Annotated in this window: 11 protein-coding genes; 3 read left to right on the forward strand and 8 right to left on the reverse strand. The window is 70.1% G+C overall.

The annotated features are described in order from the left end of the window. Window positions 1-45 precede the first annotated feature (45 nt). Window positions 46-426, reverse strand: a complete 381-nt coding sequence (locus ACZ6MZ_RS16495) for an MmcQ/YjbR family DNA-binding protein (RefSeq protein ID WP_469352514.1) — start codon at window positions 424-426, stop codon at window positions 46-48. A 287-nt stretch (window positions 427-713) separates the two neighbouring features. Here ACZ6MZ_RS16495 and ACZ6MZ_RS16500 point away from each other — a divergent pair, with 287 nt between their 5' ends. The 3 genes from ACZ6MZ_RS16500 (at window position 714) to metX (ending at window position 4,655) form a co-directional block, all read left to right on the forward strand. Then, window positions 714-1,919, forward strand: a complete 1,206-nt coding sequence (locus ACZ6MZ_RS16500) for a S8 family peptidase (protein ID WP_469352516.1) — start codon at window positions 714-716, stop codon at window positions 1,917-1,919. Window positions 1,920-2,139: 220 nt separating this feature from the next. Beyond that, window positions 2,140-3,501, forward strand: a complete 1,362-nt coding sequence (locus ACZ6MZ_RS16505) for a bifunctional o-acetylhomoserine/o-acetylserine sulfhydrylase (RefSeq protein WP_389788740.1) — start codon at window positions 2,140-2,142, stop codon at window positions 3,499-3,501. After that, entirely contained in the window at window positions 3,498-4,655 is a 1,158-nt protein-coding gene (gene metX / locus ACZ6MZ_RS16510) for a homoserine O-acetyltransferase MetX (protein ID WP_469352924.1), read from the forward strand. The genes ACZ6MZ_RS16505 and metX overlap by 4 nt, the downstream gene beginning before the upstream one ends. A gap of 45 nt (window positions 4,656-4,700) precedes the next feature. On the opposite strand, the gene ACZ6MZ_RS16515 is transcribed toward metX, so the two are convergent. From ACZ6MZ_RS16515 to ACZ6MZ_RS16545, 7 genes are all read right to left on the reverse strand, one after another. Next, complete coding sequence (locus ACZ6MZ_RS16515) at window positions 4,701-5,948, reverse strand: SGNH/GDSL hydrolase family protein (protein ID WP_469352519.1); 1,248 nt, start codon at window positions 5,946-5,948, stop codon at window positions 4,701-4,703. Continuing rightward, a complete protein-coding gene (locus ACZ6MZ_RS16520) occupies window positions 5,945-8,359 on the reverse strand; it encodes a glycosyl hydrolase family 95 catalytic domain-containing protein (RefSeq protein WP_469352520.1) in 2,415 nt (804 codons plus the stop codon). Before ACZ6MZ_RS16520 ends, ACZ6MZ_RS16515 begins: the two co-directional genes overlap by 4 nt. A gap of 88 nt (window positions 8,360-8,447) precedes the next feature. Beyond that, window positions 8,448-10,304 (reverse strand): alpha-galactosidase D, encoded by a 1,857-nt coding sequence (locus tag ACZ6MZ_RS16525; RefSeq protein WP_469352522.1) that lies wholly within the window; start codon window positions 10,302-10,304, stop codon window positions 8,448-8,450. A gap of 77 nt (window positions 10,305-10,381) precedes the next feature. After that, window positions 10,382-11,308: a carbohydrate ABC transporter permease gene (locus tag ACZ6MZ_RS16530; protein ID WP_469352524.1), complete on the reverse strand. Its 927-nt coding sequence runs from the start codon at window positions 11,306-11,308 to the stop codon at window positions 10,382-10,384. Further along, on the reverse strand, window positions 11,305-12,246 hold the full coding sequence (locus ACZ6MZ_RS16535) for a carbohydrate ABC transporter permease (RefSeq protein ID WP_469352526.1): 942 nt from the start codon (window positions 12,244-12,246) through the stop codon (window positions 11,305-11,307). Before ACZ6MZ_RS16535 ends, ACZ6MZ_RS16530 begins: the two co-directional genes overlap by 4 nt. A 21-nt stretch (window positions 12,247-12,267) precedes the next feature. Continuing rightward, window positions 12,268-13,581: an ABC transporter substrate-binding protein gene (locus tag ACZ6MZ_RS16540; protein ID WP_469352527.1), complete on the reverse strand. Its 1,314-nt coding sequence runs from the start codon at window positions 13,579-13,581 to the stop codon at window positions 12,268-12,270. After that, the gene (locus ACZ6MZ_RS16545; RefSeq protein ID WP_384180258.1) at window positions 13,544-14,767 is read right to left on the reverse strand and encodes an ROK family protein; all 1,224 of its coding nucleotides are present in this window, start codon (window positions 14,765-14,767) and stop codon (window positions 13,544-13,546) included. Before ACZ6MZ_RS16545 ends, ACZ6MZ_RS16540 begins: the two co-directional genes overlap by 38 nt. Window positions 14,768-14,783 lie beyond the last annotated feature (16 nt).

Raw genomic sequence — 14,783 nt, forward strand, 5'->3', positions numbered from 1 at the left:
TTCCGGGCGCCCCACGGGGCGTGACCGTCGAGGCTCAGCCGGCTTCTACGCGCCCGCTCCCGTACCCGGCTCCGAGGTGGGGAGCGCGTCCACGAGGCGCTCCGGCGCGGCCTGCTTCCAGGAGTCCACGAGGATGTCCCGCAGCTCGTCCAGGTCCTCCAGAGCGCCCAGCCGCACGCGGACCCACGCGGAACTCGCCTCGTGCGGCGGCACCCAGAACTTCTCCGGCTCCGCCGCGATCAGCTCGGTCCGCTCGTGCCTGGGGCACCGCACGGCGAACGACGACTGATCGTCGGGAACCGTGATGAACATCTTCCCCGCGACGCGGAACGTGGGCATGCTCCACGCCTCCTTCTCCACCGTCTGGGGAAGGGACAGCGCGATACGGCGGACGTCCTCGGCATCAATCACGGTCACGGTCGCCATGGTAGACGGCCGTCCGAAAGGCCGTCTCAGAGGTCGGGCGGCCTGAATACCGCACGCCTGTGCCCGCCCGGGGGCCTGTGAACGCACGATCTTCACTACAAGGTCATTGCATGGCCATGTCAAACACATGACAGCCCGTCAGAACTCCTTGTTCCGGGCCTCAGACCTCCGCGAGGGTTCTCTCAGGCGGTCACCGGACCCGTCCGCGCCGCCTGCGCGTACCTCCCGTACGCGCCCCCCACCCGCGCATGCACCCCGGCGCACCACGATGAGGAGAACCCCTCACCATGGCATCGACGCTCACCACCACCCGGATCGCCGCGGCGATCACCGCGGCCGCGGCCGCCGCGGCCCTCGGCGCGGTCTCCTTTCCGGCCCAGGCGGCGCCCGCCGTCGGCACGGTCATCGGCGCCGGCGCCGAGAACGCCGTGCAGGGCAGCTACATCGTCACCCTGAAGAAGACCGCCGGCCTCAAGGCCGCCTCGGCTCCCGGCCGGAGCGTGGTGTCCGAATACGGTGGCACGATCGAGCGGACCTACACGGCCGCTCTCAACGGTTACGCCGCCCGTCTCTCGCCCGCCCAGGCGCGCAGGCTCGCCGCCGACCCGTCCGTCGAGCAGGTGTTCCAGGACCGTACGGTGCATGCTCTCGCCACCCAGACGAACCCGCCGTCGTGGGGCCTGGACCGTATTGACCAGGCCTCGCTGCCGCTGGACCAGAAGTACACCTATCCCGACAGCGCCGGTGGCGGAACCACCGTGTACGTCATCGACACCGGGGTCCGCATCACCCATCAGGACTTCGGCGGACGCGCCTCCTACGGATACGACGCGGTCGACAACGACAACACCGCGCAGGACGGCAACGGTCACGGCACCCACGTGGCGGCCAACACGGCGGGCACCGCGTACGGCGTGGCGAAGAAGGCCAGGGTGGTGGCCGTACGCGTGCTCAACAACGCGGGCTCGGGCACCACGGCCCAGGTGGTGGCGGGCATCGACTGGGTGACGCAGAACCACAGCGGGCCCTCCGTCGCCAACGTGTCCCTGGGCGGCGGCGCCGACCCCGCGCTGGACGCGGCCGTGCAGAACTCCATCAGGAGCGGCGTGACCTACGCGATAGCCGCGGGCAACTCCGGGGCCAACGCGCAGAACTACTCGCCGGCCCGGGTACCGGAAGCCATCACCGTCGGGGCGACGACCAGCACCGACGCGCGCGCCAGCTACTCCAACTACGGTACGCGGGTGGACCTCTTCGCTCCCGGCAGCTCCATCACCAGCGCCTGGAACACCTCGGACACGGCCAGCAGCACCATCTCGGGAACCTCGATGGCCACACCGCACGTGGCCGGCGCGGCGGCGGTCTATCTCTCCGGCCACCCCACCGCGACCCCGGCCCAGGTCGCCACGGCGCTGGTGAACGGTGCCACGTCGGGGGTCGTGATCAACCCCGGCTCCGGCTCGCCCAACAAGCTTCTGAAGATCGTCCCGTAACACGCCGTCACTCTTGATGACGCCCGCCGCCGGCCAGGCGGCGGGCGTCATCTGTGTGCCCGCGCGTTTACCCCCGGGCGGACCTTGTGTTGCCGAGGTATTTCAGGTTCGTGGCCATTCCCCTGTCGCGCTTCCGGCGGCCGCGCGATGGCCTCTACGGTCCGTAATCAAGCATTCACGTACCCCCGATTCCGCCACAGAACCCGTGCGAGGCCAGAGCATGAGCCAGCCCGTCGACTCCATCACCGCGGGACACACTCCCGAGGACATCTCCCGGCAGGAACCCGGCGCCTCCTGGTCCTTCGAGACCAAGCAGATCCACGCGGGCGCCGCACCCGATCCCACGACCGGTGCCCGCGCGGTACCGATCTACCAGACGACGTCGTTCGTCTTCAGGGACACCCAGCACGCGGCGGACCTGTTCTCCCTCGCCGAGCCCGGCAACATCTACACCCGGATCCACAACCCCACGCAGGACGTCCTGGAGCAGCGGATCGCCGCTCTGGAGGGCGGGGCGGCGGCCGTCGCGGTCGCGTCCGGGCAGGCCGCCGAGACGCTCGCGATCCTCACGCTGGCCCGCGCCGGGGACCACATCGTCTCCAGCACCTCGCTCTACGGCGGGACCTACAACCTCTTCCGTCACACCCTCCCCCGCTTCGGCATCGAGGTGTCCTTCGTCGACGATCCGGACGACATCGACGCCTGGCGCGCCGCCGTGCGCCCCAACACCAAGGCCCTGTTCGCGGAGACCCTGGGCAATCCGCGCGGCAATGTCCTCGATGTACGGGCGGTGGCCGACGCGGCGCACGACGCCGGGCTGCCGCTGATCGTCGACAACACCGTCCCGACCCCCTATCTGCTCCGCCCCATCGAGCACGGCGCGGACATCGTGGTCCACTCGGCGACGAAGTTCCTCGGCGGGCACGGCACCACCATCGGCGGCGTGGTGGTCGACGGTGGCACCTTCGACTTCGGCGCGCACAGCGAGCGGTTCGCCGACTTCCACACCCCCGACCCCAGCTATCACGGGCTGCGTTACTGGCCGGACCTGGGACCGGGCGCCTTCGCCGCGAAGCTCCGGGTCCAGCTGCTGCGCGACATCGGCCCCGCGCTCTCGCCGCACTCGGCGTTCCTGCTGCTGCAGGGTGTGGAGACGCTCAGCCTGCGTATCGAGCGGCACACGTCCAACGCCCTGGCCCTCGCCCAGTGGCTGGAGCAGCGCGACGAGGTCTCCGCGGTCCACTACCCGGGGCTGCCCTCCAACCGCTGGTACGAGGCGGGTCGCCGCTACCTTCCGCGCGGTACCGGAGCCGTGCTCGCGTTCGAACTGCGCGACGGCGTCGAGGCGGGCAAGAGGTTCGTGGACGGGGTCGAACTCTTCAGCCACCTCGCCAACATCGGCGACGTACGGAGCCTCATCATCCATCCGGCGTCGACCACCCACAGCCAGCTCGGCGAAGAAGAGCTGACCGCGACGGGCACCCCGCCCGGCCTGGTGCGGCTCTCGGTGGGGCTGGAGAGCGTCGACGACCTCAAGGCCGATCTGGAGGCAGGGTTCCGCGCCGCCAAGGCGGCGTCCTGAACACGTCGGCCGAACCTGACACGCTCCCCCTCCCTCCGGCCACCGGCGGCTGGCAGGAGGGGGACGCGCCGGGCCGCCGCGCCTGGGTGACGCTCGACGCTCCGCTTCCCCTGGAGGCCGGCGGGCTGCTGCCCGGCGTCCGGCTCGCGTACGAGACGTGGGGGCGGCTCGCCCCCGACGGTTCGAACGCGGTGCTGGTCCTGCACGCGCTGACGGGAGACAGCCATGTCGCGGGGCCGGCCGGGCCGGGGCATCCCACTCCGGGCTGGTGGGACGCCCTGGTCGGGCCGGGCAGGGCGCTCGACACCACACGGTGGTTCGTGGTCGCCCCGAACGTGCTGGGCGGCTGCCAGGGCAGCACAGGTCCCTCGTCGCCGCGGCCGGGCGGGGGCCGCTGGGGTTCTTCGTTCCCGTATCTGACCCAGCGCGACCAGGTGGCCGCCGAGGCGGCCCTCGCCGACGCCCTGGGCATCGCGCGCTGGGCAGCGGTCATCGGCGGTTCCATGGGCGGCATGCGGGCCCTCGAATGGGCCGTCAGCCGGCCGGACCGTACGGGATCGCTGCTGGTGCTCGCGTGTCCCGCGGCCGCCTCCGCGGAACAGATCGCCTGGGGCGCCGTCCAGATAGCGGCGATCCGGTCGGACCCGGCATGGCGGGAGGGCCGCTACCACGACGCGCCGGCCGGCGACGGACCGCACCGGGGGCTGGGTATCGCGCGCCGCATCGCCCATGTGACGTACCGCAGCGAGCCGGAACTCGGCGCCCGGTTCGGCGGACACCCGCAGCCGGGCGGCCACCCCTGGCGGGGCGGCCGCTACCAGGTCGAGTCCTATCTCGACCACCACGCCGCCAAACTGGTGCGCCGGTTCGACGCGGGCAGCTATGTGGTGCTCACCGAGGCGATGAACGGCCACGACGTCGGCAGGGACCGCGGCGGCGTGGCCGCGGCCCTGCGGCGCGTCCGGATGCCGGCCCTGATCGCGGGCGTCGACTCCGACCGGCTCTATCCCCTCGCCCAGCAGGCGGAACTCGCCGCCGCCGTCCCCGGCGCCGACCGGCTCAGAATCATCGAGTCGCCGTACGGGCACGACGGCTTCCTCATCGAGACCGGCCAGGTGGGCGGCCTGGTCGAGGAACTGCTGTCCCTGACGTGACCGCCCGGCCGCGCGGTACGGCTCATCCGTCGGAGCGGTCGCAGTTCAGCTCTGGCGGTCGCAGTTCAGCTCTGCCAGATCGACCGCGTCGGCCATCGCCTGCATACCCTTGTCGTTCGGATGCAGATGATCGCCGCCGTCGAAGACGGGCAGCATCCGCTCCGGGTCGTACGGGCTCCGGACGGTCTTGTCGAAGTCCGTCACGGCGTCGAACTCGCCGCTGTTCCTGATGAAGTCGTTGACGCCCTGGCGTACGGCTTCGCCCTCGGCGTCGTATTCGGACCAGCCCTTGTACGGCATCACGGTCGCGCCGACGACGCACGCGCCCGCCGCGTGCACCCGGTCGATGATCTCCCGGTAGCCGGCGATCATGTCGTCCACCGTGACCCCGGTGTGCGCCTTGATGTCGTTGATGCCCTCGAAGAGGAACACCGTACGGACGCCCGGCTGGGAGAGCACATCGCGCCGCAGCCGGGATGCCGCGCTCTGCCCCGCGCCGTCCGCCAGGACCTTGTTGCCGGAGATGCCCTCATTGGCGACGCCCTTCACGGTGCTGCCGCTCGCGTCCCGGAGGCGGCGGGAGAGGTAGTCGGGCCACCGGCGGTTCTCGTCGGTGGCCGACTGCCAGCCGTCGGTGATGGAGTCGCCGAGCGCGACCACGGCGCCGATGTCCGAAGCGGTCTCCACGCTGACCGCGTCCAGCCAGTACCAGGACCCCATCGGGTCGGTCCAGTGGGCCGCTCCCTCCTCACGCGCGTGGTCTCCGGCGGCCGCGTACGACGTCTGCATGGCCATGCCGTGTCCGGTCGTCGGTCCCTGGGCGCCCGTCACATAGAGGCTGACGACCAGATCGCTCAGCGCCGCGAGCTTCCCGGGCAACGGGTCGCTCAGGACGGTTTCCCCGGCCGGGACCGTGACGGACCCCGCGCCACCGAAGCCGAGCCGCCGGTTGCTGCCGCGGACGAGCTCCGCGCCCTGCTTGCGCAGCCCCGCGTAGGCGCTCGCGAAGGTGACCGGATGGTCGCCGAACGCGTTGGACAGACGTATGCGCAGATCGCTGCCGCCGACGCTGGTCCGCACGATGAGCCGGTAACTGCGATCGGCCGGCCCCTCGCTCTGGCGGTCGGCGGCGGCGCCCCAGGTGACCACGGTGTGCCGGGCCGGCTCCGCCGTACCGGTCCGCGCCGGCGCGTGCGCCGCGGCGGTGGTCAGGGGTGCGCAGAGCGCGAGAAGCAGCGCGGCGACGACAGCCACGGCGTACGCCGGCAGGGAGCGGGCCGGGGCGCCCGTCACCCGAGATCCCGCAGGGTGACGGAGCCGCCCGGCTCGAGGTCCACCTTCCGGGCCTTCCCCGCGAACACCACGGTGGTGGAGCGGCCCCCGACGCTGCGCAGCCGCGCCTCGGTGACCGCGCCGTCCCGCCAGGCGAGGTCAATGACGAAGCCGCCGCGTACGCCCACGCCCGTCACCGAGCCGGACCGCGCCCAGGCCGTCGGCAGGGCCGGCAGCAGCTCGATGTGTCCCGGCCGCGAGTAGACCAGCATCTCGATCATGGCGGCCGGGGTGCCGAAGTTGGCGTCGATCTGAAAGATGCCCCGGCCCTGTTCGACCTCGTAGATGTCGAACAGGTTCATCGCGGTGCCGTTGCTGCCGTTGGCCGACGGCTTCAGGTTATTGACGACGAGTTCGTATGCCTTCTCGGCGTCCTTCAGCCGGGCCCAGCACAGACTGCGCCAGGCGTTCGCCCAGCCGAAGCTGTTCATGCCGCGCGCGGCGAGCAGGGCGGTCGCGCCGTCGAGCAGGTCCTTCGGGGTGGAGTCGTCCGGCCGGATCCGGTCCCCGGGGAAGAGCCCGACGAGGGGCGAGAGATGCCGGTGGGTGGTCTCGCCGAGGTTGTCGGGAGACATCCACTCCTCCAGCCAGCCCGTCTTCGGGCTCACCACGGGGAGATAGAGGCGCTCCCGGAGGGCGTCGATCGTCTCGCTGTATCCGGGGTCCTTGCCCAGCACGGCGCACGCGGTGCGGTAGGAGCCGAACAGGGTCCACACCAGTTCCTGGGCGTACGTGATGCCCTTGGCGTCGAGCGGCCCGTGCTCGGGCGACCAGTCGCTGTCCGCGACGAGTACCTCGCGCGGGGCCCCGGTCGCCGGGTCGGTGACGGTCGTGGTGATGAGCCGGGCCTCCCAGAACTCGCAGGCGCCCTTGAGCAGCGGGTAGATCTTGGCCAGGTACTCCCGCTCCTGGGTGTACTCGTAGTGCTCCCAGAGGGACTGGCACAGCCACGCGTTGCCCGCGGGGTGCCACCACCAGCCGCCTCCGCCATGGATGTTGGTGGAGATGGCCACGGTCCAGCCCGCGATCCTGCCCGTGGAGTTGCGGTACCGGTTGCGCTCGTCGTTGAAGAGCCGGTGGGTGAGATCGGTCCAGGACGGCAGCTGCGCCAGGCAGTAGTCGGCGTAGGCGTCGAAGCAGCTGGACAGGCCCGCCCGGTCGGCCATCCAGTAGTTCATCTGGATGTTGATGTCGGTGTGGTAATCGCCCATCCAGTCCGGGTCGTTGCCGTCCAGCCAGAGGCCCTGGAGGTTGAGCGGCAGGCTGCCCCGGGATCCGGAGATCATCAGGTAGCGGCCGTACTGGAGATAGGCCGCCTCGATTTCGGGGTCGGGCTCGCCGTCCCTGGCGCGCGCCCGCAACCGCTCCCAGGTGTCCAGGCCGCGCTGCGCCGGGGAGGACGTACCGAGCGAGATGTCCATCCGCTCGAACACGTCGCGGTAGTCGGCGACATGGGTGCGCAGCAGGGTGCCGGCCGGGTGTCCGGCCGCGTCGAGGACCTTGGTCCTGGCCAGCCGCTGCGGGTCGAGGGACGGGTCGCGGTAGCCGGCGGCGGCGTCGGGCGCGTAGTTGGTGCCGCCGCTCACGACCACGGTCAGGTCCTGGCAGCCGGCGAAGGAGATCCGCGTTCCGTCGACGGTGACGCGGCCGGACCGGCTGTACGCGGTGACGGCTGCTCCGTATCGCAGGCCGTTGGGGAACGCGGCGCCGAAGGACGCGTACCCACCGGGTCGGTTCGCGGTGGTGGTCTCGCCGTGGGTTCCGTCGAGTGAGACGGTGCCGGTGTAGTGACCGCCGCCCTTCTGGGAGAAGTACAGGACGATGGCGTCGTCGGGCCGGCTGGCGAAGATCTGGCGCTGGTACGTGACGCCCGAGCGGAGGTACGAGGTGGTGACCAGGCCCTGGCTGAGGTCGAGGGCGCGGCGGTAGCCGGAGACGGCCGACAGGTCATGGCCGGGGATGTCCACGGTCAGCTTCGCCAGCAGGGTGAAGGAGCCGAAGTCGTCCCGGGCGTAGGGGAACTGGCCGTCGGAGTCGAGCGTGTCGTTGAGCCCGCCGGTCCAGAGGGTCGCGTCGGTGATCATCAGTAGTTCGCGGCCGGGGTCGTTGCTGGCGAGCGCGCCGAGGCGTCCGTTGCCGATCGGCAGTCCCTGCTCGATCATCGAGCTCTCGGAGCCGGGCGCCTGCCACCACAGTTCGTTCTTCGCCGCCGCGGACAGCATGGGCGATTCGGTGGGGCGGCGTGGGGCCGCGGTGGCGGTGAAGGGGGGCAGGGCGCCGAGGGCGGTGACGGTTCCCGCCGCGGCGGCGAGGGTGAGGAAGCCTCTGCGGCTGGGGCGGCGTTCTGGTGAGTCGGTGTGCTGGATGTCCACGGTGCACTCCATGTCCGGGGCAGGTGGTCAGAATGCGGGGATGGCAGGGCTGCGGGGGGCAGGACTGCCGGGGGGAAGACCGGAGGGGTCAGGACTGCGGTACGGCGATCTTGTCGATGTCGGGGGCGTACCCGGAACCGCTGTCGAAGGTGACGGTGTTGGCGCCCGCCTTGAGGGTCACGGGCACGCTGACGGTCTCCGCGGTTCCCCAGTCCCCGGTCGAGGGAAATGTCAGGCTGGTGGCGCCGTTGCCGTTGGCGGAGACCGCCACCGAGCGCGCGTCACCGCTGACGTAGGCGACGTTGACGGTGTAGATACCGGCCTTCTTCACCGTGATGCCGTTGAACCGGAGCGTGCCGCCGCCGTAGAGGTTGCCGACCTTCTGGCCGCCCGAGCACGCGTCGCAGCCGCCCACCGAGGCGTTGCCACTGAGGGTGTTGGCCGCCGACTCGGCCTCGTAGCCGGTGGTCTTGAGCGGAGGCCCGGCGGGCGTGACGGTGAACAGGCGTGAGCCGTGGGCGGGCAGGGCCTGCGTCACCTTGTTCTGGTATGTGCCGAGGTTCTCGTGGTTCCACAGGTCGCGGACGCCGGCGCGGCCCGTGAAGCCGAAGGATGCCCAGTCGGCGGTCACGGCGGCGGGCGAGTCCGCGAGGTTGAACAGGGCGACGGTGTAGCTGCCGTCGGGGTTCTTCGCGCCCCAGACCTGCTGGTCGCCGGCGGGGGTGACCGGCCGGGCGACGGGGGTGTCGCCCTGGTCGACGGCGATGACCTCACGGTTGGTCAGCAGGGAGAGCCCGTAGTCGTCGAGCCGGGTGAGGTCGTCGCCGGAGAAGAGCGGCGACTTGGAGATGGCCCACAGGGTCACGTAACTCTGCCGTTCGGCCTTGGTGAGGCCGTCCATCTGTCCGTTGCCGACATTGATGGAATCGAGGTCGTTCCAGCCGCCGGGGCCCGCCTTGCGGCTCCACCCCGGGGCGTCGTCGAACCGGTCGTCGACGGAGTTCTCCCAGCTGACGAGGGTGTTGCAGTAGCACTCGACGTCGGTGTCGATCCGCCAGCCGTTCGAGTACCGCTTCCAGTCGGCCGCGTGGCCGATGTCGAGCGACCAGGAGAGTTCGAGGTGGATCGGACGTCCCGCTGTGCTGATGGCCTTCTGCCAGGCGGCGACGTCGGCGACGTTGTCGTAGTTCTCACCGCTCTTGAACGAGCCGGGGCCGACTCCGTCGAGCTTGAGGAAGTCGTAGCCCCAGTCGGCGAACAGCTGGGCCTGCGAGTCGATGTACTTCTGGGCGCACGGGCGAGAGAAGTCGATCTTGTAGGCGCTGTCCCAGCCGTTGGTGGTGCGCAGGTCCGGATGGACGATGTCGGCGGTGGTGCAGGACTCGGTGTTCCAGATGGGCACCTTGCCCTCGCCGTACGCCTCCTTCTCCAGGCCGACGGGGAGGTAGATGCCTGCCTTGAGTCCCTTGTCATGGATGTGGTCGGCGACCGCCTTCATCCCGCGCGGGAAGCGGTCCGGGTCCGGGGTCTGGCGGCCGTACGCGTCGAACTCGGGCGTCCAGTCGTTGGTACGCCACCAGCCGGCGTCGATATTGACGTACTCGTAGCCGTACGGCTTCAGCTTGGACGCCATGGCGTCCGCCTGCTTGAGGACGTTCGCCTCGGTGAGGTAGCTGTAGTCGCCGTCGGGGTTGAGCCCGGGGTACTTCGAGGACTGCATGCTCCAGCTGGTCCAGCCCATGAACGGCTTCGCGGCGACGTCCGCGGGCTTCACTTGGGCCGAGGGCTGCGCGGGGGCAGTGGACTGCGCGGGCGCGACCGCCTCCGCGGCGGGGACGGCCGTCGCCAGACCGGCGGTGAGGGCCAGGACGAGCACGGCTCTCATGGTGCGGCGGGCGGAGGCGGCGGGAGCTCCGGGCATGGCGGGGTACGAGGATGACCGCATGGGTCGGACCTCCTGTTTGTCGGGTCACGGGGGGGGTATCGCGGTGGACCACGGGCCGGGGACGTACGTACGGCGGCTCAGCCCTTGCCGGAGCCGATGGTCAGCCCGCTGATGAACTGGCGCTGGAGCGCGAAATACACGAGCAGCGTCGGGATCGCGGTCATCAGCGCACCGGCCGCGATGAGGTTGGGGTTGGTGAAGTACTGGCCCTGGAGATTGGCCAGGGCCGAGGTGATCGGGCGCTTGTCCCCGGTCTCGATCAGTGCGAGGGACCAGAAGAAGTCGTTGTAGATCCAGATGGATTCGAGGGTGGCCAGCGCCGCGAACGCGGGACGGCAGAGCGGCAGCACGATCTGGAAGAACTGGCGCCACGCGGGGGCGCCGTCGACCAGCGCCGCTTCCGTGATCTCCTTGGGGATCGTCCGCATGTAGTTGCTGAGTACGAAGGTGCAGAAGCCGCACTGGTACGCGATGTGGATCGCGATGATGCCCCAGACGGAGTTGTAGAGCAGGAACGAGTCGCTCATCCACCCCGGCAGCGGGATCAGCAGGTACAGCCGGTACAGGGGGGTGATGAGCACCTGCGCCGGCAGCAGGTTGCCCGCGGTGAAGAGCATCAGCAGGACGATGTTCCAGCGGAAGTCGAAGCGGGAGACGAAGAACGCCACCGCCGCGGAGAACAGCAGTGTCCCCAGGACCGAGGGGATCGTGATGAGGACGGAGTTCCAGAAGAAGTGCGGCATCCCGGACTGGTTCCAGGCGTCGGCGTAGTTGTCCAGGCTGATGGCGCCGGGCCAGGAGAGGTAGCCGTGTTCGCTGGTGTCGGCGTAGGGCCGCAGCGAGGTGTAGACGGCCCACAGCAGCGGCACGAGCCACAGCAGGGCGATTCCTCCGAGGAGCAGGTGGCGGCCGGTCTGGCGGCCGGGGCCCCGGGGACTGCCGCCGGCAGGCGCCGTGCGGCGGGTTCGTGAGCCGGCGGCCGGCGGTGTGGCGGTCGCGGTCACTGGTCCTCCTTGCGGAAGTTCTGGAAGAGGAAGGCCCCGATGGCGGCCAGCGAGAGGACGAGCAGGACGACCGCGAGGGCGGAGCCGTACCCGATGTGGCTGGACTCGCCGATGATGTTGTCGGTGATCAGGAGCGAGAGAAGCTCCATGCCCGGTTTGCTGCCGATCCCGCCGCCGAGTACGTACACGATGTCGAAGGCCCGCAGCGATTCCATGACGGTGACGACCAGGATGATGATGTTGACCGGCTTGAGGGCGGGGAAGACGACCCGCAGGAAGGTCTGGCGTCCGTTGGCTCCGTCGAGGGCGGCCGCTTCCTTGAGCGCCGGGTCGAACCCCTTCAGTCCGGCCAGGTAGAGGATCATGATGTAGCCGGTGTGCCGCCAGGCCGAGGCGACGAGGACGGCCCAGAGGTTGAGGTCCGGGTCGCCCAGCCAGTCGATGTGCTGACCGGGGGCCGCCGCGTTCAGGACGCCGTTGAGGAGACCGCTGTCGGGGTTGTAGATGATCTCCCAGATGAAGCCGACCACCGCGAGTGACAGCACCATGGGCAGGAAGATCGCGGTCTGGTAGATCCTGGTGAAGCGGAGCTTCCGGTCGAGCTGGTAGGCGAGGAAGATTCCGAACGGGGTGGGCAGCAGCGCGGTGAACAGCAGCCAGACCACGTTGTGCCGCACGGCCGGCCAGAACGGCGGGTAGTTGGTGAAGATCTGGTGGTAGTTGTCCAGTCCGATCCAGTGGATGTCGGACAGGTCGATGCCGTCCCAGCTGGTGAAGGACAGGCCGAGCGAGGCCAGCGCGGGGAACCAGACGAAGGCCAGCAGGGCGAGCAGCGGGATACCGACGATGACCGCGAGGAAGAGCCGGTCGCCGGCGCCGAGCCGGCGGGGCGGGCGGGGCCGACGGGCGGACGGCGGCGCGGAGCGTACGGAGGACATGCTGAACCTTCCCGGTCCTGATCAGGCCGTGAAGAAGCGCGAGCGCTGGGACTCGATCTTTTTCAGCAGGGCCGAGCCGTTGTCGGGGTCGCCCAGCCACTCGGTCAGCCCGGGGAGCACGACGGTGGAGATGAAGCCCGGGTCGCTGTCACGGTCACCGAACTGGGTGAGGTGCTTCGCCGAGGAGATGAGCGCCGCGGACTTCTTCTGCAGGGCGTTGTAGGAGCCGGTGTCCGCCTGTGCGTGGGCGGCCACATTGCTCGGGTCGACGCCCATGTAGAGCTGCTCCGCCTCCGCGCTGCCGAGGAACTCCAGGAACCGCTTGGCGCCGTCCGGGTTCCTGGGCTTGCGGCTGAGCATGAAGCCGTCGGTGGGCGCCTCGACGGTGTCCTGGCCGTGGGCGGGGTCGATCTCGGGGAAGGGGAAGAAGTCGATGTCCTCGCGCAGCGCCTCGTCGGTGATCTGCTGGCCGAGGAAGAGGCCGATCACGGCCATGCCCGACTTCTTGTCGAGCAGCGACTGCGCGGCGTCCTGCCATGAGCGGCCGCCGGCGCCCTGCTGGTGGTACGGGGCCAGCTCGCGCCAGTGGTCGAAGACGGCGGCGGCACGACGGTCGGTCCAGGAGACCTCGCCCCGCATGAGCGACATGTGGAAGTCGTACCCGTTGGAGCGCAGGTTCAGGTAGTCGAAGGCGCCGAGGACGGTCCAGCTGTCGCCTCCGCCGTAGCCGGACGCGATCGGGGAGAGCCCGTCCTTCTTCATCTGCTTGGCCAGGGCGGTGAACTCGCTCCAGGTACGCGGGATTTCGTACCCGCGCTCCTTGAACAGGCTCTTGCGGTAGAAGACGGCCCACGGGTAGTTGTACAGCGGAACGAAGTAGTACTTCCCGTCCTCACCCCTGGACAGCTGCTTGGCGGCGTCGCTGAAGCCGGAGCCTATGGTCTCCCACACGTCGTCGAGGGGATGGCACAGGCCCTTCTTGGCGAAGTACTGCATGCGGTAGCCCGCGAACCAGGTGAAGACGTCGTCGGGGGTGCCCTGGAGGTAGGTGGAGATGGTCTTCTGGAAGGTGTCGTGGTCGACGGTGTTCGTCTTGACCGTGAGGCCGCTGTCCTTGGTGAAGGCCTTGGTCAGCGCGGCGTAGGCGGTCTTGGGTGTGGCGTCCGCCCCGTTCGATCCGAACGTGACCGTCTTCGGATCGGCCGACGGTCCGCCACCGCACGCGGTCAGGAGCGGTGCGGCCAGCGCGGCGGCGCCGAGTCCGAACAGCCCGTTGACCACTCTGCGGCGGCCGGGGTCACTGGCGAGCGAGGGGGTGCGGCTCTGCAGCGTCATCGCTACTCCTAGAACTCGTGCTTGATCCGATGAAGGACTGGATCGCGGTGGCCGCGGCTCCGCGCGCCCACTCCTCGAAGGGCAGGGGGCGTGTCATCACGTCGCACTGGGCGGCGGTGCCGAAGGCGGACGCGGCGAACGCGTCACGGATCTGCTCGGCGAACAGGTCGTAGGCGGCCAGGCCCTCGCCGGAGATGATCACCCGTTGCGGCCCCAGGACATTGACCACCGCTCCGATGGCGCGGCCGATCGCCTCACCGGCCCGGGTGTACGCCTCCCTGGCGCCGGGCTCACCCTGGTGTGCCAGCTCCAGGGCCTGCGCGACGCCCGCGACGGGCAGACCGGTGGTCTCCCGGACGCGGCGGACGATGGCCGCGTCACCGGCGATCGACTCCACGCATCCGGTGTTGCCGCAGTAGCACTCGGGGCCCAGCGGATCGATGGACAGGTGCCCGATCTCACCGGCCACGCCGTGCGCACCGGAGACGACCCGTCCGTGTACCACCAGGCCGCAGCCGATGCCCGCGCCCACGGTCACCAGAGCGAAGTCGGAGAGCCCCACGCCGGCCCCGAACCACTGCTCGGCGACGGTCAGGGCCCGTACGTCGTTGTCGACCGTGACCGGCAGTCCGGTGACGGTCCCGGCCAGTTCGGCGAGCGGGACGTCCCGCCAGTCGAGGAAGGGTGAGTAGCGCACCACGCCGGCGGCGCGGTCCACATCGCCGGAGACGGCGAGGCCCATCCCGCTGACCCGTACCCCGAACCCGTCGGCCTCCGTGAGCAGTTCCTGTACGAGCGTCGCGATCGAAGCGAGCACCGCGCCGGGATCGCGGCCGGTCAGCGGCGTGTGGCGGGCCACCCGGATACGGCAGCACAGATCGGCCAGGACCGCGATGATCTCGTCCCCGGTCACCTTCACCCCGATGAACAGCGCCCGTCCACCGTCGACCCGTACGGCGTTGGCGGGCCGGCCGAGGGAGGGGCGCGCGTCCTCGTCCACGCCTTCGACCAGATATCCGGCCTCCATGAGCGGACGTACGGCCTTGGTCACCGCCGCTGAGGAGAGCATGGTCCGCCGGGCTATCTCCACCCGCGTCAGCGGGCCGTGGGACAGCACGGTGGTGAAGACGAGGGAAGCAGCCGGGGTGGGGGCCGGAACCGCCTCGTGACGAGGTGTCGAGCGCATGGCCGGAAACGTAGGG

The sequence above is a fragment of the Streptomyces sp. NPDC042201 genome (assembly GCF_055582185.1).

Excerpts from the sequence above, each read along its gene's own strand:
- ACZ6MZ_RS16505 (WP_389788740.1), top strand. The coding sequence starts at position 2,140 with ATGAGCCAGCCCGTCGACTCCATCACCGCGGGACACACTCCCGAGGAC.
- ACZ6MZ_RS16540 (WP_469352527.1), bottom strand. The coding sequence starts at position 13,581 with ATGACGCTGCAGAGCCGCACCCCCTCGCTCGCCAGTGACCCCGGCCGC.
- ACZ6MZ_RS16525 (WP_469352522.1), bottom strand. The coding sequence starts at position 10,304 with ATGCGGTCATCCTCGTACCCCGCCATGCCCGGAGCTCCCGCCGCCTCC.
- ACZ6MZ_RS16545 (WP_384180258.1), bottom strand. The coding sequence starts at position 14,767 with ATGCGCTCGACACCTCGTCACGAGGCGGTTCCGGCCCCCACCCCGGCT.
- ACZ6MZ_RS16535 (WP_469352526.1), bottom strand. The coding sequence starts at position 12,246 with ATGTCCTCCGTACGCTCCGCGCCGCCGTCCGCCCGTCGGCCCCGCCCG.
- ACZ6MZ_RS16500 (WP_469352516.1), top strand. The coding sequence starts at position 714 with ATGGCATCGACGCTCACCACCACCCGGATCGCCGCGGCGATCACCGCG.
- ACZ6MZ_RS16495 (WP_469352514.1), bottom strand. The coding sequence starts at position 426 with ATGGCGACCGTGACCGTGATTGATGCCGAGGACGTCCGCCGTATCGCG.